This is a genomic window from Pseudomonas sp. St29, assembly GCF_001547915.1.
GTDB lineage: Bacteria > Pseudomonadota > Gammaproteobacteria > Pseudomonadales > Pseudomonadaceae > Aquipseudomonas.
In genome coordinates, this window is the sequence record NZ_AP014628.1 from 1,812,714 (window position 1) to 1,833,234 (window position 20,521).

Consider the following 20,521-nt stretch of genomic DNA (forward strand, 5'->3'; position numbering starts at 1 on the left):
CTTCGCCACAGAACCTGTTTTCACGTCTTCAGGCCGCTCTAGCCTGAAGCGCTACACCGGGAGGTGCCCAGATGAGCGATACCGATCAGAACGACCAGGAAATCCGTCCAGCCGGCGAGAAACTGCAGAAAGTCCTCGCCCGTATCGGCGTCGGCTCGCGCCGCGACGTCGAGGCCTGGATCAGCCAGGGCCGGATCAAGGTCAACGGCAAAGAGGCCACCCTGGGCCTGCGCGTCGACCTGCATGACGCCATATCCATCGATGGCAAGGTGATCAAGCGCGAAGAGGCCGCCGAATCGGTGCGCCGCGTGATCATGTACAACAAGCCCGACGGCGAAATCTGCACCCGTGACGACCCGGAAGGCCGTCCGACCGTGTTCGACAAGCTGCCGCGTCCGCGGGAAGGCCGCTGGATCAACATCGGCCGCCTGGACATCAACACCACCGGCTTGCTGATGTTCACCACCGACGGTGAGCTGGCCAACCGCCTGATGCACCCGTCCTACGAGATGGACCGCGAGTACGCGGTGCGTGTGCGTGGTGAGGTCGACGACGAGATGATCGAGCGCCTCAAGGCCGGGGTCATGCTCGAAGACGGCCCGGCCAAGTTCACCGACATCCAGCAGGCGCCCGGTGGCGAAGGTTTCAACCACTGGTACCACTGCGTGGTGATGGAAGGTCGCAACCGTGAAGTGCGCCGCCTGTGGGAATCCCAGGGCCTGGTGGTCAGCCGCCTGAAGCGCGTGCGCTTCGGTCCGGTGTTCCTCAACTCCGACCTGCCCATGGGCCGCTGGCGCGAAATGAGCCAGTACGAAGTCGACGTGCTCAGTGCCGAAGTCGGCCTGACCCCGGTGGCCCTGCCGCAGCTCAACGCCAAGTCCAAGGACAAGCTGGAGCGCATGCAGCGCAAATCCTCGCGTCCGGTGGGCAAGAGCGAGCGCGTGCGCACCCTGCGTCCGGCCACCGGCGCACCGGCCAGCCCGCGTGCTTCCCGCGAGCCGCAGATCGAAGGCGAGCGCCCAGGGCGCAAGCCGGCGGCCCGTCAGGATGGTGAGCGCGCGCCACGCGCGCCGCGTCCGGCCAGCGGTCGGGGCACGCCGGTAGCCGAGCGTCCGGCGGACACCAAGCGTCCGGCCAAACCGGCACCGAAGTCCAAGCGTCCAAGCCCGGTGCTGGACAAGGACGCGCCGTCTGGCAAGCGTCGTGGCGCCCCGGCCGGTGCCGGCCAGCGTCCCGGCTTCGGTCGTCGCAAGCCGGAGTAAGCGTCGGCCAGCCGACAACAACGCCAACCCTCGGGTTGGCGTTTTTTTTTGCCCTGTGCTTGGTGGGCGCCGGCTTGCCGGCGAACAGGCTCTCAAGTCCTGGGCCTGGGGCATGATCGTCTTCGCTGAAAAGCCAGCGTCTACCCACCAGCCTGCGGTTGCGCTAGAAGGCGAACTGGCCGTCGAACACCGGCTTGTTGTCCACCGCCAGCACCCCTGAGCTGAAGATCAGATCCAGGTGGTGGCTGCCCTTGGCGCCGCCTCCCAGCCCCAGGTGCAGGCCGCAGTGGCGCTCCTCGAAGCCGGAATTGCGCCCGTAGAGGGACCTGATGCCTTCGTTGGTGCCGATGCCCAGCTCCTCGATGCGCCGGTTGGACGGGTTGGCATCCAGGTATTTGTTGAAGTCGTTGGCCAGCCCCGGTACCTCGGTGGCGACCCTGGTGATGCTGGAGTTCTCGATCCACAGCTCCAGCGGTGCTTGCAGTACCCCGTATTTACGGGCGAAAGGGATGGTGCCGAGGAAGGTGCCGAGAAACTTCACATGACCGTTGATGGCCTCGCTGTGGGTGGCGATTTCCCCGGGTGCCAGGTCGTAGTTGCCGACGCCGTTGATGTCGGTCCATTTCTTCACGTTGCTCAGGGGCGTCTCGAAATATGAGCCCTGGGGGTCGCTGAAGCTCAGGGTGGAAGCCTGGGACAGGCGGCGGATCAAGGTGGCATTGAGGTCGGCGATACGCTGCGGCTCGACGCTGAAGGTGTCGTAGAAGTACTCGCCGTAATCCTTGAACAGCAGCGACTTCTTCCAGTGCTCGGCCATCAGTCCGTGCAGCGGGCGGAGGAACTCCGGGCCATCGGGGCGAGGCTGGGCCAGGGTCGAGGAGTCGTAGAAAAAAATGTACAGGTCGCAGTCGATGATCGCCCGGGCCAGGCGTTCGGCCGGCTCCAGGTCCAGGCGCAGGGCGCTGAGCGTCAGCGGCGTGGCCTGGCGCGCCTGTTCGAGGATGGCACTGACCATGGCCTGGTAGTCGGCGGTGTGGCCGAGCACCACTTTCTGCGCTCGGGCGTTGCTCAGGGCCGGGTGGCGTTCGAGGTAGTACAGGAAATGGCGGATGGCGCGGGTCTGGTCCATAAAACCTCCCTGGAGGACAAAGGTGACCGGGGCAGGCGCAAGGCCTGCTCCGGTCCGGGCGCCTTACATTGGCCACATCGCCGTGCCGAACGGCACCACGGCGTCGGCCTGCATCATTTCCACGGCTGCATCATGAGTGGCCGCTTCGAACCACTCGTCCAGTTGCAGTTCGGTTTCCAGGTCTTGTTCCAGTGTTTGCATGGTGACTCTCCTAGATGACATAGCGCATAGCAGTCCATTGGCAGAGCGGATCAACAGCGGTGAACGAGATGCTTGCACAGGCTGCGCAGCCGCTCCTCGTACCTGTCGGACGAGGCATCCGGCAAGTGGCTGGAAACCTAGTTCAGGGCATTTTGAAGTGCAAAAAAATATTTAGATTATTTTCTACTGAACTTTATTTTCTATTTTTGCGCGAGCTATTTATCGCCTGAAAACAAAAAGCTAAAGCACTCCCGGCGGCGCCGCGGTCGGTGCGTCAATTTGCAGTCGCCGGGGCGGATGATCTGTCTTGGCAAGTTAACGTTACGCGCTGTAAAGAAAAAATGACGAAATGTTGCGTGTTGCGCCCTGAAACGGCACGGGTCGTGGCGCTGTAAGGAAAAGCTGCCGGCGGACCGTGAGCCATCTGCTTGCCGAGGCTCTGGCCCGCTTGTTCCGGAGCGCCAAGGCGGGTGAGATGCACACCTGCCTGCGTACAGGTGCATAACAAGAAGGAGGCGCAATGAACGCCGTAACCGACTTTCACCGACACCCTTCGAAGGGCGATGGTCATCGCACCTTCATCGACGACCCCACGCGGTCCGTCCAATGTTCCGCCGCCGATGTCGAGCATCGAGCAGGCCCCGCAAGATCCCGGTTACCGGCACGCTGATACAGCGGTGTCTGGCGGCAGGGGGGCAGGGGTGTACAATGCGCGGCGTTTTAACTGTGACCCAACTGCGTACCCGCGCATTTTGCGTCTGCGTCGCGCGTTTCAGCCTGCCCCGAGGGCGCTGGGAGCCGCGCTGCCGGGCCAATAAACTCAAGGTTATCCACCTTGTTCACTCCGCCGCGTCACGAGCGTGGTGGGTTCGATTTCGTCACAGATAAAAACAAACAGGTGACGCATGACCGTTAGAAAAACGCTGAATTTCGGGTGCCTGCGCTGGGGTTTGCTCCGCGCCGCTTAAGCCTCATCGGGCGGCAACGTCTTGCAAACATCATCAAACCTTGCGTGAGAACCTTTTCATGAGTGGACAAAACTCGCATTCGGGCGAGCTGAAACGCGGCCTGAAAAATCGCCATATTCAACTGATCGCCCTGGGCGGCGCGATCGGCACCGGTTTGTTCCTGGGCTCGGCCGGGGTACTCAAATCCGCTGGCCCATCGATGATCCTCGGCTACGCCATCTGTGGTTTCATCGCCTTCATGATCATGCGCCAGCTGGGCGAGATGATCGTCGAAGAGCCGGTGGCCGGCTCCTTCAGCCACTTCGCCCACAAGTACTGGGGCGGCTTCGCCGGTTTCCTCTCTGGCTGGAACTGCTGGATTCTCTACATCCTGGTGGGCATGTCGGAGCTGACCGCGGTCGGCAAGTACGTGCACTACTGGTGGCCGGACGTTCCGACCTGGGCCTCGGCGGCGGTGTTCTTCGTGATGATCAACGCCATCAACCTGGCCAACGTCAAGGTCTTCGGCGAGGCCGAGTTCTGGTTCGCCATCATCAAGGTGGTGGCCATCGTCGGCATGATCGCCCTGGGCAGCTACCTTTTGGTCAGCGGCCATGGCGGCCCGCAGGCCTCGGTGAGCAACCTCTGGTCCCACGGCGGCTTCTTCCCCAATGGCGTCAGCGGCCTGGTGATGGCCATGGCGATCATCATGTTCTCCTTCGGCGGCCTGGAAATGCTCGGTTTCACCGCAGCTGAAGCCGACAAGCCGAAGACCGTGATCCCCAAGGCGATCAATCAGGTGATCTACCGCATCCTGATTTTCTACATCGGCGCCCTGGTGGTGCTGCTGTCGCTGACCCCATGGGACACCCTGCTGGTGACCCTGAACGCTTCCGGCGATGCCTACAGCGGCAGCCCGTTCGTCCAGGTGTTCTCGATGCTGGGCAGCAACACTGCGGCGCACATCCTCAACTTCGTGGTCCTGACCGCGGCGCTGTCGGTGTACAACAGCGGCACCTACTGCAACAGCCGCATGCTGCTGGGCATGGCGGAGCAGGGGGATGCGCCGAAAGTCCTGGCCAAGATCGACAAGCGCGGTGTGCCGGTGATGTCGATCCTCGCCTCGGCGGTGGTGACCTTCGTTGCCGTGGTGCTCAACTACCTGATCCCGCAGCACGCACTGGAACTGCTGATGTCCCTGGTGGTGGCGACCCTGGTGATCAACTGGGCGATGATCAGCTACTCGCACTTCAAGTTCCGCCAGCACATGAACCGCACCGGCCAGACCTCGCTGTTCAAGGCCCTGTGGTACCCCTATGGCAACTACGTCTGCCTGGCATTCGTGGTGTTCATCCTCGGCATCATGCTGATGATCCCGGGCATCCAGATCTCGGTGTACGCGATCCCGGTGTGGGTGGTGTTCATGTGGGTCTGCTACCTGATCAAGAACAAGCGCAGTGCCCAGCAACCGCTGCAGGCGGCCAGTGCTTCGCTGAAGTAAGCGCGGCCCCCGTAAGGACTAACCCGGCTCCGGCCGGGTTTTTCATGCCTGTGATTCTTGGCGGGCTTGGATCGCGTGCGCCGGCAGGCCGCCTGCAAGTGTGTGCTGTGCGGCGAAGAGGCCCGCCGGAGCCCAGGTAATGGGGGTATCCTGTGGGCCCTGAAAACGGATTCCTGTTCCATGCTGGTGATTTCCAACAATGTGCATCTGCCGGATGCCGAGATCGAGCTGACCGCCATCCGCGCCCAGGGCGCGGGAGGGCAGAACGTCAATAAAGTGTCCAGCGCGGTGCATTTGCGCTTCGACATTCCGGCCTCGTCCTTGCCGCCCTTCTACAAGGAGCGCCTGCTGGCGCTGCGCGACAGTCGCATCACCAGTGACGGCGTGATCGTTCTCAAGGCCCAGCAGTACCGCACTCAGGAGCAGAATCGTGCCGATGCCCTTGAGCGCCTCACCGAGCTGATCCTCAGTGCCGTCAAGGTGGAAAAGAAACGCCGCCCCACCAAACCGACCCTGGGTTCGAAGAAGCGCCGTCTGGAGAGCAAGGCCAAGCGCGGCAACATCAAGGCCGGTCGCGGCAAGGTGGACTTCTAGCCGAGTGCGCGTTCCTTGCGCTGCCGGGGCGCCTGACGGTACAGGCACAGGCTGAGTACCAGGCCGCAGCAGGCGGCGATGGCGGCGAACAGGAAGATCGAGGCAAAGCCGAAGCCCGCGGCAATCGCCCCGGCCAGGGGGCCGGTGATGCCCAGCGACAGGTCGATGAACAGCGAATAGGCGCCCACCGCGGCACCTCGGCTGGAGGCCGGCACCAGGTTCACCGCCTCCACCCCCAGGGCCGGGAACACCAGGGAGAAGCCGAAGCCGCTCAAGGCCGCGCCGGCCAGGGCCCAGTTGGCGTCCGGAGCCTGCCACAGCAGCAACAGGCCGAGGGTTTCCACCGACAGGCAGGCGATCGCCACGCGAAAGCCGCCCAGGCGGTTGATCAGGTTGCCGAACAGCAAGCGGGCACCGATGAAGCTGGCGCCGAACAGGCTCAGGCACAGCACCGCGTTGGCCCAATGCTGAGTGGCGTAATACAGGGTGATGAACGTGGCGATGGTGCCAAAGCCGATGGAGCCCAGGGCCAGGCCGCAGCCGTGGGGGAAGACCTTGCCCAGCACATGGATGAATGGCAGGCGTTCGCCGGCGACGATGGGGGCGGCGACTTTCGGCCAGGCCAGCAGCAGGCCGAGCACGGCCAGCAGGATGATGCTCGAGCCCATGCTCCACAAGCCAAGATGATCGACCAGCCACGCGCCCAGGGGCGCGCCAATGGCCAGGGCACCGTAGCTGGCGATGCCGTTCCAGGAGATCACCTTGGCGGTGTTGGCCGCGCCGACTCGCCCGATGCCCCAGCCAATCGAACCCGAGCCCACCAGGCTTTCCGCGCTGCCCAGCACCAGGCGGCCGGTCAGCAGGCTGATCAGGCTCAGGGTCGGCAGATGTTGCAGCCAGGCCGAAAGTAGCATGAACACACCGCTCAGTCCGCAGCCGGCCAGGCCGTACATCACCGCGCGCTTGCTACCCAGGTTGTCGATGATGCGTCCTGCGTAGGGGCGGCTGAGCAGGGTGGCCAGGTACTGCACGCTGATCACCAGGCCGGCGATGACTGCGCCAAAACCCAGGTCGCTGTGCACATAGCCCGGCAGCACCGCCAAGGGAATGCCGATGTTCAGGTAGCCGATAAAGGTGAACAGGACGATGGAGACGACTTGCAGCGTGACCGCCAAGGGGCGCTGGGAATCTGGCATGGGGATGGGTCCACGGCGACAGCTAAATAGATAGGCTGCTTATGATACCGATGTGGACGCTGATGCAGGGGGAGAATTCGACGCGTTGTTCAGATCTTTCGGGTCAGGGTGTTGACTCAGGCGTCTTGGTCTTGCAGCAGGTGAGTGGTGACCAGGGCGGCGATGGCGTTTTCCTGGGTGCCGAAGCGGGCCAGCAGGGCGGCCTGTTTCTGCGCGCTGAGGCGGTTCCACACCTCGATCATTTTTTCCGCGGTGCCGATCAGCACGCTGGCCTGGGTTTCGCTGAAGGAGTCGGTCATGGTCGGGTGAGGCTCGGAGGGAGGTTTCAGGCGGTGTGGAAAGCGCTTGAGTAGCGCTTTCCACACGGTCTGGTTACAGCATTTTTCAGTCTTCGCTGTCGGCCTTGCGGCGGTCGGCGGCTTCTTGCACTACAGGCTTTTCAGCACTGGCTTGGGGCGGGGTGGTCTGCTCAGTTTCGTGCAGGCTTGGGAAGGGGAGATTCGGGATCTCATGCATGTCGTTGCTCCTCGCAAAGTCTGTTTTTTAAATCGCTGGGTAGGTCCGCGCTTTTAAAAAGCCTGGGCAGGATACAGCACTGGAAATGACAAAAAGATTTTTATCGCGATTTTTTGGGATGAAAGGATCAGGGCTGCGCCGCAAATGCCTTGCCGAGGAGGGCGTCCTTTAGACACCCGCCTCGGCAAACACATGTTTCAGACGACCCGGGCGATTGCCTCGGCCAGCAGGTCCAGGCGGGTGGCGTCGATCCCGGCCACGTTGGCGCGGCCGGAGCTGACCATGTACACGCTGTGCTGCTCACGCAGCGCCTGCACCTGAGCCGGGCTCAGGCCGGTGTAGGAGAACATCCCGCGTTGCACACCGATATGGGCGAAGCGCTCGGCCAGGCCATGGGGTTGCAAGGCCTCCACCAGGCCGGCGCGCAGTTGCGCGATGCGCTGGCGCATGGCTTCCACTTCGTCGATCCAGAGGCGCTTGAGTTCGGCATCGCCAAGGATGGTGGCAACCACTGCAGCGCCGTGATCCGGTGGTGTGGACCACAGGTTGCGGGCGATGTGGGCCAGTTGGCTGCGCACGTCCAGCAGTTTCTCGCCGTCCTGAGCGCAAACGATCAGGGCGCCGGTGCGGTCGCGGTACAGGCCGAAGTTCTTCGAGCAGGAGCTGGTGATCAGCACTTCCGGCAGTTCGGCGGCGAACAGCCGCACCGCCCAGGCATCCTGCTCCAGGCCATCGCCAAAGCCCTGGTAGGCGAAGTCGATCAGTGGCAGCAGCTTGCGGCTGCGCACCACGTCCAGTACCCGTTGCCAGTCGGCGTGGCTGAGGTCGAAGCCGGTCGGGTTGTGGCAGCAGGCGTGCAGCAGCACCACATCGCCCTCGGGCACCCGGTTCAGGGTCGCCAGCATGGCCTCGACGTCCAGGCGGTTGTCGCTGCCCACGTAAGGGTAGTGACTGACCTTGACTCCGGCTGCGGCGAAGATGGTTTCGTGGATCGGCCAGGTCGGATCGCTCAGCCACACGCCACGGCCCGGCAGGCAGTGGGCGATGAAGTCGGCGCTCAGGCGCAGGGCGCCAGTGCCGCCCGGGGTCTGGGTGGCGCCGACGCGCTGGCTGGCGATCAGCGCAGAGTCGCTGCCCAGCACCAGTTCATTGATCACCTTGCCGAAGGCCGCGTCGCCGTGGCCGCCGATGTAGATCTTGGTGTCCTGGCGATCCACCAGGCGCTGCTCGGCCAGCTTCACCGAACGCGGAATCGGAGTCAGGCCCTGGGCGTCTTTGTAGACCCCCACGCCGAGGTCGAACTTGTTCGGATTGGGATCGCTGGCGTAGGCCCCCATCAGGCCGAGAATCGGGTCGCCGGGTACCCGGCCGATGGCGTCGAAATGCATTACTTGCGTCCTTCTGCGGTCTTGGCCACTTCGTCGGTGCGGGCGGCCATGATGAAGTCGTTGCGGTGCAGGCCCTTGATCGAGTGGCTCCACCAGGTCACGGTGACCTTGCCCCACTCGGTGAGCAGGCCCGGGTGATGACCTTCGGCTTCGGAGATCTCGCCCATGGCGTTGGTGAAGGCCAGGGCGAACTTGAAGTTCTTGAACAGGAAGACTTTTTCCAGCTGCATCACGCCGTCGCGAACTTCGATGTTCCAGTCAGGGATCTGCTTGATCAGTACCGGCAGTTCTTCGTCGCTGACTTGTGGAGCATCGGCGCGGCAGGCTTCGCAATGGGCTTGGTTCAGAGCGGTCATGGTGTGTTCCTGAGTTCGATTCTTGTTGGAAGTTACTATCTTTCGCAGCGGCTCGCGAGTGCGAACCGCTCAGGCCGCCTTGGGTTTTGGCGGGAACTTGGGCGCGTGCAGGCCCAGCTGCATGCCTTGGTGGACCAGGGCCATGATGTCTTCATGGGCCAGGTCGAACAGGCGCTTGAGGTTGGGCAGGACGAAATAGATCGGTTGCAGGATGTCGATGCGATACGGCGTGCGCATGGCTTCCAGCGGGTCGAAGGCCTGGTGTTCCGGGGCTTCGGAGAGGCTGTATACGGTTTCCTTGGGCGAGGAGAGGATGCCACCGCCATAGATGCGTCGCCCGGCCGGGGTTTCTACCAGGCCGAACTCGATGGTCATCCAGTACAGGCGCGCCAGGTATACCCGCTCTTCCTTGGTGGCTTGCAGGCCGAGCTTGCCGTAGGTGTGGGTGAATTCAGCGAACCAGGGGTTGGTCAACAGCGGGCAGTGGCCAAAGATCTCGTGGAAGATGTCCGGCTCCTGCAGGTAGTCCAGCTCTTCTGGGGTACGAATGAAGGTCGCCACCGGGAAACGCTTGCTGGCCAGCAGCTCGAAAAAGGTCTGAAAGGGAATCAGCGCCGGCACCCGGGCCACTTGCCAGCCGGTGGTTTCGCCGAGGACCTTGTTGATTTCGCTCAACTGCGGGATGCGATCGTGGGGCAGTCCGAGTTTCTCGATGCCATCCAGATACTCCTGGCACGCACGACCCTCGATGACTTTCAGCTGACGCGTGATCAGGGTGTTCCACACCGCGTGTTCTTCGGGTGGATAGTCGATAAAACCTTGCGCGTCGGGCTCGCGGGCCACGTACTGCGTCTGCTTCATGCTGCTCTCCTGCCAGGGGATGCGTTCTTGTTATGTGTGACCCCAGTCTTACCCGAGGGTGCGACGCTTTGCAGCAGGCGTTCGGTGGGCGTGAGGGGCTATTGGGTGCCTATTTGTAAAGTAATCGTTACGAATTTGCCTGGATGGCCGCCGTGTTGTGGGTTTTCAGCTTTGAAAAAGCCCTTTGCTGTCACATAATCTTGACGATTATCTGCGTCACCCTGCAGAAAGTTTGCCAAGGCCGGCGTCAAAAGCGTCGGTTTTCGGCGTTTATGCCCTTTATCATCAGCTCCGGGCCTCCTTTTATGCGTATCAAAGTTCACTGCCAGAACCGCATCGGCATCCTGCGCGACATTCTCAATCTGCTGGTGGAGTACGGGATCAACGTGGCCCGTGGCGAAGTGGGGGGCGAGCATGGCAACGCCATCTACCTGCACTGCCCGAACCTGATCAATCTGCAGTTCCAGGCGCTGCGCCCCAAGTTCGAATCCATCGCCGGGGTCTTCGGTGTCAAGCGTGTCGGGCTGATGCCCAGCGAACGTCGGCATATGGAGCTCAATGCGCTGCTGGGGGCGCTGGAGTTCCCGGTGCTGTCCATCGATATGGGCGGCTCCATCGTTGCCGCCAACCGGGCGGCGGCGCAGTTGCTGGGGGTGCGGGTGGATGAGGTGCCGGGCATTCCCCTGTCGCGCTATGCCGAGGACTTCGACTTGCCGGAACTGGTACGGGCCAACCAGTCGCGGATCAACGGGCTGCGGGTCAAGGTCAAGGGCGATGTGTTCCTGGCGGACATCGCCCCGCTGCAATCCGAGCACGACGACAGCGAGGCCATGGCCGGCGCGGTATTGACCTTGCATCGGGCGGATCGGGTCGGTGAGCGCATCTACAACGTGCGCAAGCAGGAGTTGCGCGGTTTTGACAGTATTTTCCAGAGTTCGAAAGTCATGGCGGCGGTGGTGCGTGAGGCACGGCGCATGGCGCCGCTGGATGCGCCGCTGTTGATCGAGGGCGAAACCGGCACCGGCAAGGAGCTGCTGGCCCGCGCCTGCCACCTGGCCAGCCCGCGGGGGCAATCGCCACTGATGGCCCTGAACTGCGCCGGGTTGCCGGAATCCATGGCCGAAACCGAGCTGTTCGGCTATGGCCCCGGGGCCTTCGAAGGGGCGCGGGCCGAGGGCAAGCTGGGACTGTTGGAACTGACCGCCGGAGGCACCCTGTTTCTCGACGGCGTGGGGGAGATGAGCCCGCGTCTGCAGGTCAAGTTGCTGCGTTTTCTGCAGGATGGCTGCTTCCGGCGGGTGGGCAGTGATGAAGAGGTGTATCTGGATGTGCGGGTAATTTGCGCGACTCAGGTCGACCTGTCGGAGCTCTGTGCCCGGGGCGAGTTTCGCCAGGACCTCTATCACCGGCTGAATGTGCTGTCGCTGCACATACCGCCCCTGCGCGAATGCCTCGATGGCCTGACCCCGCTGGTGGAGCATTTTCTCGATCAGGCCAGCCGGCAGATCGGCTGCCCGCTGCCGCGACTGGCACCGGCGGCCATGGAGCGCCTGAGTCACTACCACTGGCCGGGCAACGTCCGGCAGTTGGAGAACGTGTTGTTCCAGGCGGTCTCGTTGTGTGATGGCGGCATGGTCAAGGCCGAGCGCATCCGCTTGCCGGACTACGGTGCCCGTCAGCCCCTGGGGGATTTCTCCCTGGAGGGCGGCCTGGAACAGATCGTCGGGCGCTTTGAGAAGGCCGTGCTGGAAAGCCTGTATGCCGAGCATCCCAGCAGCCGGCAGTTGGGCAAGCGTCTGGGGGTGTCCCATACCACTATTGCCAACAAGTTGCGCGAATACGAAGTCGGCAAGCCGTAATTCCAGTCCCAGTGTTGAGCGGCGGTGGCGACCAGGCATGTGTCCGGGCCGTTACTTGCCGTTTGCGGCATAAGGCCGCCGTTTTTCCGTCTCCGCTACCGCTCGCTGAATGCCTTGTGGACGAGGCAAAGCCCTGTTCCGCCTGGGGATAAACCCTCTCGAAAAAACTTGGTGCGCTTATTGCTTATGGCTTCGCAGTACAGCGTTGGGCGGCAAACGTCCGGCAGATGAGGAACGATTGTGGACAAGTACCTTTATGTGGCAATGACCGGCGCCAGCCAGAACGCACTGGCGCAAAAGGCTCATGCCAACAATCTGGCGAACATCTCCACCAACGGCTTTCAGCGCGACCTGGAACAGGCGCGCGCGATGCCGGTGTTTGGTGACAGTTTTCCGGCGCGGGCCTTTGCCATGGGCGAGCGGCCAGCCACGGACTTTACTCCCGGCTCGATGGTGGAAACCGGTCGTGACCTGGACGTAGCCGTCAGCGGCAAGGGCTGGATCGCCGTGCAAAGCCCCGATGGCAGCGAAAGCTATGTGCGCACCGGCAGCTTGAACGTCGACGCTCTGGGTGTGCTGCGTGCCGGCAACGGCATGCCGGTCATGGGCAACGGCGGTCCGATCGCCGTGCCGCCTGAGCAGAAGATCGAAGTGGGCCAGGACGGCACCATCAGCATCCGTGCCATGGGTGAGGGGCCGCGGGTCATGGCCGAGGTCGATCGCATCAAGCTGGTCAATCCGGACATCAAGAACCTGACCAAAGGGCTCGATGGCTCGATCAAGACCAAGGACGGCCAGCCGGCGCCGGCCGATGCCAATGTCCAGCTGGTGTCGGGATTCCTGGAGTCGAGCAACGTCAATGCCGTGGAAGAGATGACCGCAGTGCTGGCCTTGTCCAGGCAGTTCGAATTGCACATCAAGATGATGAACAGCGCCAAAGAAGACGACCAGGCCATGGCTCGGGTCTTGCAGATCAGCTAATTACCAGTACCTAGCGCCGTAAAACAGGCGCGAGAGGAGAATCGAATGCTTCCGGCTCTATGGGTTGCCAAAACCGGTCTGTCCGCCCAGGACACCAACCTGAGTGTGATTTCCAACAACCTGGCGAACGTCTCGACCACGGGTTTCAAGCGTGATCGCGCGGAATTCCAGGACCTGCTGTACCAGATCAAGCGTCAACCGGGTGCCCAGTCGACCCAGGACAGCGAACTGCCAAGCGGCCTGCAGGTCGGTACCGGTGTGCGCATTGTCGGCACCCAGAAGAACTTCACCGCCGGCAGCCTGCAAACCACCGAGCAGCCGCTGGACCTGGCGATCAACGGCCGGGGTTTCTTCCAGATCCTGCAACCCGACGGCACCACGGCCTACACCCGTGACGGCACCTTCCACCTCAACTCCAATGGCCAGATCGTCACCGCCAGTGGTTTTGCCCTGGAACCGGCGATTGTCGTGCCCAACGACGCGCAGACCTTCACCGTGGGTCAGGACGGCACCGTATCCATCACCATCGCCGGCAACCCGGCGTCCCAGGTGATCGGCAACCTGCAAACCGCCGACTTCATCAACCCGGCCGGCCTGCAGGCCCAGGGCAACAACCTGTTCCTGGAAACCGCCGCCAGCGGCGCGCCGCAGATCGGCACACCGGGTCTCAACGGTTTCGGCACCACCCTGCAGAACACTCTGGAAGCGTCCAACGTCAGTACGGTCGAGGAGATGGTCAACATGATCACCACCCAGCGTGCCTACGAGATGAACTCCAAGGTGATCTCCACCGCCGACCAGATGCTCTCGTTCATAACGCAGAAGCTGTAATCAAGTCTTGAGGTCGCCACAGGTCTGATGTGGCGTGCCGGCAACATCGTGAGGAAGGGTCATGAATCGGTTTATTTGTGTTCTAGCGCTGAGTGGGAGTGCCGTGCTTGCGGGCTGTGTTGCCCCGCCGCCCAAGCCCAATGACCCTTACTACGCGCCAGTATTGCCGCGTACACCGCTGCCTTCCGCGTCCAACAATGGCTCGATTTACCAGGCCGGCTTCGAGCAGAATCTGTACAGCGACCGCAAGGCGTTCCGGGTCGGTGACATTATCACCATCACCCTGAACGAGCGGACCAACGCCAGCAAGGGCGCCAACTCGGCCCTGACCAAGACCAGCTCCAACAGCGTTGGCCTGACCTCGCTGTTCGGTGCCGTACCCAACACCAACAACCCGTTGGGCGATGGCGACCTGACCCTCAATGCCGGCTACAGCGGCAACCGCGCGACCAAGGGCGACAGCAAGGCGGCGCAGAGCAACAGCCTGACCGGTTCGATCACCGTCACCGTGGCCGATGTGCTGCCCAACGGCATCATCGCGGTACGCGGCGAGAAGTGGATGACCCTCAACACCGGCGACGAGCTGGTGCGGATCGCCGGCCTGGTCCGGGCCGACGATATTGCCACTGACAACACCGTTTCCTCGACCCGAGTGGCGGATGCGCGCATCACCTATTCGGGCACCGGCTCCTTTGCCGATGCCAACCAGCCTGGCTGGTTCGACCGTTTCTTCCTCAGCCCGCTGTTCCCTTTCTAGGTGATGAGAAGCCTCATGTTCAACTTCAAGCACCTGATGGCGGCGGCCTTGTTGCTGTCCACTTCCCTCGGCGTTCAGGCCGAGCGGCTGAAGGACATCGCCAGTATTTCCGGCGTGCGTTCCAACCAGTTGATCGGCTACGGCCTGGTGGTCGGGCTTAACGGCACCGGCGACCAGACCACCCAGACCCCGTTCACCCTGCAGACCTTCAACAACATGCTGTCGCAGTTCGGCATCAAGGTGCCGGCCGGTGCCGGCAACGTGCAGTTGAAGAACGTTGCGGCAGTGTCGGTGAGTGCCGATCTGCCGGCTTTCGCCAAGCCGGGCCAGCAGGTGGATATCACGGTTTCGTCCATCGGTAACTCCAAGAGTCTGCGTGGCGGCACCCTGTTGCTGACGCCCCTCAAGGGGATCGACGGCAACGTCTATGCCATCGCCCAGGGCAACCTGGTGGTGGGCGGTTTCGACGCCGAAGGGCGCGACGGTTCGAAGATCACCGTCAACGTGCCGTCGGCCGGGCGGATTCCCGGCGGCGCTTCGGTGGAGCGAGCCGTGCCCAGCGGTTTCAACCAGGGCAACAGCCTGACCCTGAACCTCAACCGTTCGGACTTCACCACCGCCAAGCGCATCGTCGACAAGATCAACGACATGCTCGGCCCGGGCGTGGCCCAGGCCATCGATGGCGGTTCGATCCGCGTCACCGCGCCACTGGACCCAAGCCAGCGCGTGGATTACCTGTCGATCCTGGAGAACCTGGAAGTCGATCCGGGGCAGGCGGTGGCCAAGGTCATCATCAACTCCCGGACCGGCACCATCGTCATCGGGCAGAACGTCAAGGTGTCGCCGGCGGCGGTGACCCACGGCAGCCTGACCGTGACCATTACCGAAGACCCGATCGTCAGCCAGCCCGGTCCCCTGTCCAATGGCCAGACCGCGGTGGTGCCGCGTTCGCGGGTCAATGCGCAGCAGGAAGCCAAGCCGATGTTCAAGTTCGGCCCGGGCACCACCCTGGATGAGATCGTTCGCGCGGTGAACCAGGTGGGCGCGGCCCCAGGCGACCTGATGGCGATTCTCGAAGCCTTGAAACAGGCCGGCGCGCTGCAAGCCGACTTGATCGTGATTTGAGGTGGCGGCCATGGATATACGTAAGAGCGGATTGATTGGCAGCGGCGATTCCGGGTCCTATTCCGACCTCAATCGTCTGCAGCAACTCAAGGTCGGAGACAAGAACGGCGAAGCCAACGTGCGCAAGGTGGCGCAGGAGTTCGAATCGCTGTTTCTCAACGAAATGCTCAAGTCCATGCGCAAGGCCACGGATGTCATTGCCCAGGACAACCCGCTCAATACCCCGGCCGCCAAGCAATACCAGGACATGTACGATCAGCAGCTTGCGGTGTCCCTGTCGCGAGAGGGTGGCGGTATCGGCCTGGCCAATGTGCTGATGCGCCAGATGATGAAGAACAAGCCGGCGACGCCGGGCGCCACGCCGCCAACCCAGGCCGCTGCGCCGGTGGCGACACCGACGCCGATTGCCGCGGGCACCAGTGCCCAGGATGGTCCCTTGAGCCGGTCCAATGGCCAGCGGCCGTTGTGGGCCTCCCGTGCCCATGACCCGTTGCGAACCTCCGTGGCCCATAACGACATGGTCCTGCTCAACCAGCGTCGCCTGTCGCTGCCAAGCAAGCTGACCGATCGCCTGTTGACCGGGATCGTGCCGTCGGCCGGCGGTGTTGCCGATGCCACCACTCAGAACCCTGCGCCGAGTCGCACCACGGCGGCCGCTGATGCGGTGCTGCGCGGCGAATGGCGGGTCAACCAGGGCTATGCCGCGTCCCAGGGCAAGATGCGCGTGTATGGCCGGGCCATGGCCCAGCCGCCGTTGGCGCCGGCCAAGCGCGCCTTCAGCTCTGCCGACGACTTCGTGGCCACCATGCTGCCAATGGCGCAGCAGGCGGCTCAGCGGATCGGCGTCGATCCTCGCTATCTGGTGGCCCAGGCCGCGCTGGAAACCGGTTGGGGCAAATCGGTGATGCGCCAGCAGGATGGCACCAGCAGTCACAACCTGTTCGGCATCAAGGCCGGCAAGAGCTGGCAGGGTGCTCAGGCCCGGGCGATCACCAGTGAGTTCCGCAATGGGCAGATGGTCAAGGAGACGGCGGCGTTCCGTTCCTACGATTCCTATCAGGACAGCTTCCACGATCTGGTGACCTTGTTGCAGAGCAACAATCGCTATCAAGAAGTGCTGAAGGTGGCCGATAAACCAGAACAGTTTGTTCGCGAGTTGCAAAAAGCCGGGTATGCAACGGACCCGGATTACGCTAGCAAGATTTCGCAGATAGCCAAGCAGATGAAGAACTACCAGAACTACGCTGCGGCGGGCGTTTCCACGAATTTATAAGGTCTGAATCATGAGTTTGCTCAATATCGGGATGTCGGGGCTGGCCGCCAGCCAAACGTCGTTGATGACCACGGGTAACAACATTGCCAACGCCGACACCGCCGGGTACTCGCGCCAGCAGACCGTGCAGGGCACCAAGGCCTCCGCTCAATTCGGCAATGTCTTCATCGGCACCGGTACCACCCTGGCCGACGTGCGCCGGGTGTACAACAGCTTCCTCGATGCCCAGTTGCGCACCGCCACGTCCCTCAACAGTGACGTGGCCGCCTACCAGGGCCAGATCAGCCCGATCGACCAGTTGCTGTCGGACAACGGCACCGGCATGAACGGCGCCCTGACCAAGTTCTTCGCCTCGCTGCAGAACCTCAACGCCAAGCCCACCGACGAGGCCTCCCGGCAGTTGCTGCTCAGCGACACTCAGGCCTTGAGCAACCGTTTCAATTCGGTGTCCAGCCAGCTCAACGAGCAGAACAGCAACATCAATGGCAACCTGGCGAGCATGGCGGACCAGGTTAACAAGCTGGCCAACACTGTGGCTCAGCTCAACCAGAAGATTTCCGAGCTGTCGACCAACGGCAACGGCATGCCCAACGATCTGTTGGATGCCCGTAATGAAACCGTGCGTCAGCTGTCGACGTTCATCGGGGTTCAGGTATCGGAGCGCGGTTCGAGCCTCGATCTGTACCTGGGCAGCGGTCAGCCACTGGTGATGGGCAACTCTGCCAACACCCTGGAAGTGGTGCAGGGCAAGAATGATCCGACCCGCTCCATGCTGCAGATCAACCGGGGTACCAGTACCGCGGACATCACCAACGTCACCACGGGTGGCGAGATCGGCGGCCTGTTGCGCTATCGCAGCGAAGTGCTGGACCCGGCCATGAATGAACTGGGGCGCGTGGCCCTGGTGGTAGCCGACCAGATGAACAGCCAGATGGCCCAGGGCATCGACAAGAACGGTGAATTCGGCGGCAACCTGTTCAACGACATCAACAGCCTCAGGATGATCAGTCAGCGCAGCATGGCCAGCGCGACCAACAGTGCCGGTTCGGGCAACTTCAATGTGACGATCAAGGACACCGGCAAGCTGAGCACCAGTGACTACACGGTGACCTTCAGCAGTGCCACCGATTACAGCGTCAAGCGTTCCGATGGCTCCGACCTGGGCAGCTTCAGCACGACCACCAGCCCGGCGCCGGTGATCGACGGCTTCTCGCTGAACCTCACTGGTACGGTGGCCGCCGGTGACAGCTTCAAGATCATCCCGACCCGCAATGCCGCAGCCACCATCCAGACGGAAATGACCGACTCCAAGCGCCTGGCTCTGGCCGCGCCGTTGAAGGCCGAGCTGGGTGCCGGGGTCAAGAGCTCCCTGAGCATTTCTTCGCAGCCGTCCCTGGCGGTGCCGATCGACAACTACGATGTAGCCAGCAAGCTGGAGATGCAGACCGCTCTCAAGAACTCCGGCCCGGTCAAGGTGGTGTTCAACGCGGCGTCCGGCGGCAGCCAGACATACGATTACTTTGACGCCAAGGGCACCAAGATGGGCAGCGGCTCCATCGTGCCGGGGCAGAGCAACGTCCTGAACCTGCAAGTCAATATGCTCGATGCCAGCGGCAACCCGATCACCGACGGCGGCACGCCACCCGTGACCAAGACCTTCACGGTGCAAATGACCGTTGCCGGTTCGCCCAACGCCGGTGACAACATGAGCATCTCGGTGAATGGCGCCGGCTCTTCCGATAACCGCAACGGTCTGGCGTTGTCGGGTCTGCAGACCAAACAGACCGTGGACACCGGTTCGGCGAGCAAGGGCATCACCCTGGTGGATGCCTACGGCAAGCTGATCGAGAACGTCGGCGCCAAGGCCAGCCAGGCCAAGCTCGACACCGCGGCCAACGGCTCCATCCTGGCCAACGCCAAGGGTGCCCGGGACTCGCTGTCCGGGGTCAACCTGGATGATGAGACCGGCAACCTGGTCAAGTTTCAGCAGTACTACACCGCGTCTTCGCAGATCATCAAGGCTGCGCAGGAAACCTTCAGCACGCTGATCAACAGCCTTTAAGGAGTCGTAGCCCATGCGCATTTCCACCGCCCAGTATTACGAGACTTCGGCTGCCAACTATCAGAAGAACTTCGCCAACGCGGTCAAGAGCGGCGAAGAGTCCAGCAGCCTGGTCCGGGTCAAGACCGCCGCCGACGATCCGGTGGGCGCTGCCCGTCTGCTGCAATTGGGTCAGCAGGCTTCCCTGCTTGATCAGTACAAAGCCAACAGCAACTCGATCAAGGCTTCCCTGGGCCAGGCCGAGTCGGTGATGACCAGCATCAACAACGTCCTGGACCGCGCCAAGCAACTGGCCGTCGGCGCGGGCAGCGCCGGTTACACCGATGCCGACCGCCAGGCCAATGCTTCCGAGCTGGGTCAGATCGAAGAGCAGTTGCTGAGCCTGATGAACTCGCAGGACGAAAACGGCAAGTACCTGTTCGGTGGTTCCAAGGACGACGTTCCGCCGTTCAGCCGCAACTCCGATGGCACCTACAGCTACAACGGTGACCAGAGCAGCCTGAAGTTGCCGGTGGGCGACACCATGATGATGGCCGCCAACAGCACCGGTTGGGATGTGTTCCAGCAGGCGCTCAACACCAGTCGTAGCCAGGTCACCATGACCTCGCCGGCGGTGGATGATGGACGGGTTTCCCTGTCCAATGGCCAGATGAGCAACAGTGGCGCCTACAACAGCCAGTTCCGCGCTGGCGAGCCTTATACCGTGTCGTTCGTCAGCGGTACCCAGTTGCAGATCCTCGATGGCAGCGGCAACGATGTGACCGCCGAAGCCAGCAAGGGTGGCGTGGTCGGTACTTCGCCGAATCAGACGGTGAGTTTCCGGGGTATCGATCTGAACCTGAACGTCAATCTCAAGTCCGGCGATGTCGCCAACACGGTGCTGCCGGGCCACAGCTTCACCCTGGCGTCGAAGCCGGACACCTTCAACGTTGCGCGTTCTCCGGGCAACCCGAGCATGACTCAGGTTTCAGCCACCAGCGTGACGGACCCGGTGGCCTACAACTCGACGTTCCCGAGCGGTAACGCGGTGCTCAAGTTCACCAGCGCCACCAACTTCGACCTGTATGCCGCACCGCTGACGGCCGACAGCAAGCCAGTGTCTTCAGGGGTGGTCGGTCCGGGCAATATTGCCACTGCGGCAGGCGTCAGCTTCACCCTGACGGGCGCTCCGTCGCCGGCCGCCAACGATCAGTTCAGCGTGGCGGTCAACAATCACGAAACCCAGAACATCCTGGACACCGTGAGTCAGTTGAAAAACGCCTTGAACACACCCACCGACGGTAACCTCCTGGCGACCCAGAAGCAGTTGGCCGACCTCGCCTCGGGCATGGCCAACCTGGCCAGTGGTGTCGATCAGTTGTCCATCGGCATCAGCTCCATCGGTGGTCGTGGTTCGGCGTTGGACACCCAGAACGAAATCAACGAAAGTCTGGCGGCTGCCAACGTCACCACGCGTTCGGCCATCAGTGATTCCGATCCGGCCGAAGTCATGACCCGTCTGACCCTGCAGCAGACCATGTTGCAGGCCTCGCAGTTGGCCTTCAGCAAGATCACTCAGCTCGGCCTGTTCAACAAGGTCTGAGTACAGGGCGTTCGAGCTCCGCCTCGAACGCCGTGATCGTCGAGCCGTCAGCCGTCTTTTTTAAGCGGTCCTGCAGCCCCGGTCTTTCTGGCCGGGGCTC

20 protein-coding genes are annotated in these 20,521 nt (G+C 62.6%); 11 read left to right on the forward strand and 9 right to left on the reverse strand.

What is annotated here, in order from left to right:
* Positions 1 to 71: 71 nt before the first annotated feature.
* Entirely contained in the window at positions 72 to 1,262 is a 1,191-nt protein-coding gene (gene rluB, locus PST29_RS08190; RefSeq protein ID WP_060838107.1) for a 23S rRNA pseudouridine(2605) synthase RluB, read from the forward strand.
* Between the two features lie 163 nt (positions 1,263 to 1,425).
* On the opposite strand, the gene PST29_RS08195 is transcribed toward rluB, so the two are convergent.
* The 3 genes from PST29_RS08195 to PST29_RS31645 form a co-directional block, all read right to left on the reverse strand.
* Entirely contained in the window at positions 1,426 to 2,391 is a 966-nt protein-coding gene (locus PST29_RS08195) for a leucyl aminopeptidase (RefSeq protein WP_060842795.1), read from the reverse strand.
* Between the two features lie 63 nt (positions 2,392 to 2,454).
* Positions 2,455 to 2,592: a hypothetical protein gene (locus PST29_RS32230; protein WP_016964425.1), complete on the reverse strand. Its 138-nt coding sequence runs from the start codon at positions 2,590 to 2,592 to the stop codon at positions 2,455 to 2,457.
* Between the two features lie 274 nt (positions 2,593 to 2,866).
* Positions 2,867 to 3,223, reverse strand: coding sequence for a hypothetical protein (locus PST29_RS31645; protein ID WP_129405520.1), 357 nt, complete (start codon positions 3,221 to 3,223; stop codon positions 2,867 to 2,869).
* A gap of 395 nt (positions 3,224 to 3,618) precedes the next feature.
* Between PST29_RS31645 and PST29_RS08200 the strand changes: the two genes are divergently transcribed.
* Both PST29_RS08200 and arfB read left to right on the forward strand, forming a co-directional pair.
* Positions 3,619 to 5,040, forward strand: coding sequence for an amino acid permease (locus tag PST29_RS08200; protein ID WP_060838109.1), 1,422 nt, complete (start codon positions 3,619 to 3,621; stop codon positions 5,038 to 5,040).
* A 180-nt stretch (positions 5,041 to 5,220) separates the two neighbouring features.
* Positions 5,221 to 5,634: an alternative ribosome rescue aminoacyl-tRNA hydrolase ArfB gene (gene arfB / locus PST29_RS08205; RefSeq protein ID WP_060838110.1), complete on the forward strand. Its 414-nt coding sequence runs from the start codon at positions 5,221 to 5,223 to the stop codon at positions 5,632 to 5,634.
* Here arfB and PST29_RS08210 read toward each other — a convergent pair.
* The 6 genes from PST29_RS08210 to phhA all read right to left on the reverse strand — a co-directional run bounded on the left by PST29_RS08210 (position 5,631) and on the right by phhA (position 9,951).
* Positions 5,631 to 6,830, reverse strand: a complete 1,200-nt coding sequence (locus PST29_RS08210; RefSeq protein WP_060838111.1) for an MFS transporter — start codon at positions 6,828 to 6,830, stop codon at positions 5,631 to 5,633. The genes arfB and PST29_RS08210 overlap by 4 nt on opposite strands.
* Positions 6,831 to 6,946: 116 nt before the next feature.
* Entirely contained in the window at positions 6,947 to 7,129 is a 183-nt protein-coding gene (locus PST29_RS08215; protein ID WP_060838112.1) for a hypothetical protein, read from the reverse strand.
* An 85-nt stretch (positions 7,130 to 7,214) separates the two neighbouring features.
* Positions 7,215 to 7,346, reverse strand: a complete 132-nt coding sequence (locus tag PST29_RS32505) for a hypothetical protein (RefSeq protein ID WP_256596728.1) — start codon at positions 7,344 to 7,346, stop codon at positions 7,215 to 7,217.
* Between the two features lie 197 nt (positions 7,347 to 7,543).
* Positions 7,544 to 8,734, reverse strand: a complete 1,191-nt coding sequence (locus tag PST29_RS08220) for an amino acid aminotransferase (protein ID WP_060838113.1) — start codon at positions 8,732 to 8,734, stop codon at positions 7,544 to 7,546.
* Positions 8,734 to 9,090 (reverse strand): 4a-hydroxytetrahydrobiopterin dehydratase, encoded by a 357-nt coding sequence (locus PST29_RS08225; protein ID WP_007930096.1) that lies wholly within the window; start codon positions 9,088 to 9,090, stop codon positions 8,734 to 8,736. Before PST29_RS08225 ends, PST29_RS08220 begins: the two co-directional genes overlap by 1 nt.
* A gap of 69 nt (positions 9,091 to 9,159) precedes the next feature.
* Positions 9,160 to 9,951 (reverse strand): phenylalanine 4-monooxygenase, encoded by a 792-nt coding sequence (gene phhA / locus PST29_RS08230; RefSeq protein ID WP_060838114.1) that lies wholly within the window; start codon positions 9,949 to 9,951, stop codon positions 9,160 to 9,162.
* A 305-nt stretch (positions 9,952 to 10,256) separates the two neighbouring features.
* Here phhA and PST29_RS08235 point away from each other — a divergent pair, with 305 nt between their 5' ends.
* The 8 genes from PST29_RS08235 to PST29_RS08270 all read left to right on the forward strand — a co-directional run bounded on the left by PST29_RS08235 (position 10,257) and on the right by PST29_RS08270 (position 20,421).
* Complete coding sequence (locus tag PST29_RS08235; RefSeq protein WP_060842796.1) at positions 10,257 to 11,810, forward strand: sigma-54-dependent transcriptional regulator; 1,554 nt, start codon at positions 10,257 to 10,259, stop codon at positions 11,808 to 11,810.
* 240 nt (positions 11,811 to 12,050) lie between these two features.
* Positions 12,051 to 12,791 carry a flagellar basal body rod protein FlgF gene (locus PST29_RS08240; RefSeq protein WP_016965788.1) on the forward strand — a complete coding sequence of 247 codons (741 nt, stop codon included), beginning with the start codon at positions 12,051 to 12,053 and terminating at the stop codon, positions 12,789 to 12,791.
* Between the two features lie 45 nt (positions 12,792 to 12,836).
* Positions 12,837 to 13,622: a flagellar basal-body rod protein FlgG gene (gene flgG, locus PST29_RS08245; protein ID WP_060838118.1), complete on the forward strand. Its 786-nt coding sequence runs from the start codon at positions 12,837 to 12,839 to the stop codon at positions 13,620 to 13,622.
* A 61-nt stretch (positions 13,623 to 13,683) separates the two neighbouring features.
* On the forward strand, positions 13,684 to 14,379 hold the full coding sequence (flgH, locus tag PST29_RS08250) for a flagellar basal body L-ring protein FlgH (RefSeq protein ID WP_060838119.1): 696 nt from the start codon (positions 13,684 to 13,686) through the stop codon (positions 14,377 to 14,379).
* Between the two features lie 15 nt (positions 14,380 to 14,394).
* Positions 14,395 to 15,504 carry a flagellar basal body P-ring protein FlgI gene (locus PST29_RS08255; RefSeq protein WP_060842797.1) on the forward strand — a complete coding sequence of 370 codons (1,110 nt, stop codon included), beginning with the start codon at positions 14,395 to 14,397 and terminating at the stop codon, positions 15,502 to 15,504.
* Positions 15,505 to 15,514: 10 nt separating this feature from the next.
* Positions 15,515 to 16,777, forward strand: coding sequence for a flagellar assembly peptidoglycan hydrolase FlgJ (gene flgJ, locus PST29_RS08260; RefSeq protein WP_060842798.1), 1,263 nt, complete (start codon positions 15,515 to 15,517; stop codon positions 16,775 to 16,777).
* Positions 16,778 to 16,787: 10 nt separating this feature from the next.
* Positions 16,788 to 18,839 carry a flagellar hook-associated protein FlgK gene (flgK, locus tag PST29_RS08265; protein ID WP_060838121.1) on the forward strand — a complete coding sequence of 684 codons (2,052 nt, stop codon included), beginning with the start codon at positions 16,788 to 16,790 and terminating at the stop codon, positions 18,837 to 18,839.
* Positions 18,840 to 18,852: 13 nt separating this feature from the next.
* On the forward strand, positions 18,853 to 20,421 hold the full coding sequence (locus PST29_RS08270) for a flagellar hook-associated protein 3 (protein ID WP_060842799.1): 1,569 nt from the start codon (positions 18,853 to 18,855) through the stop codon (positions 20,419 to 20,421).
* The last annotated feature ends 100 nt before the right edge of the window (positions 20,422 to 20,521 follow it).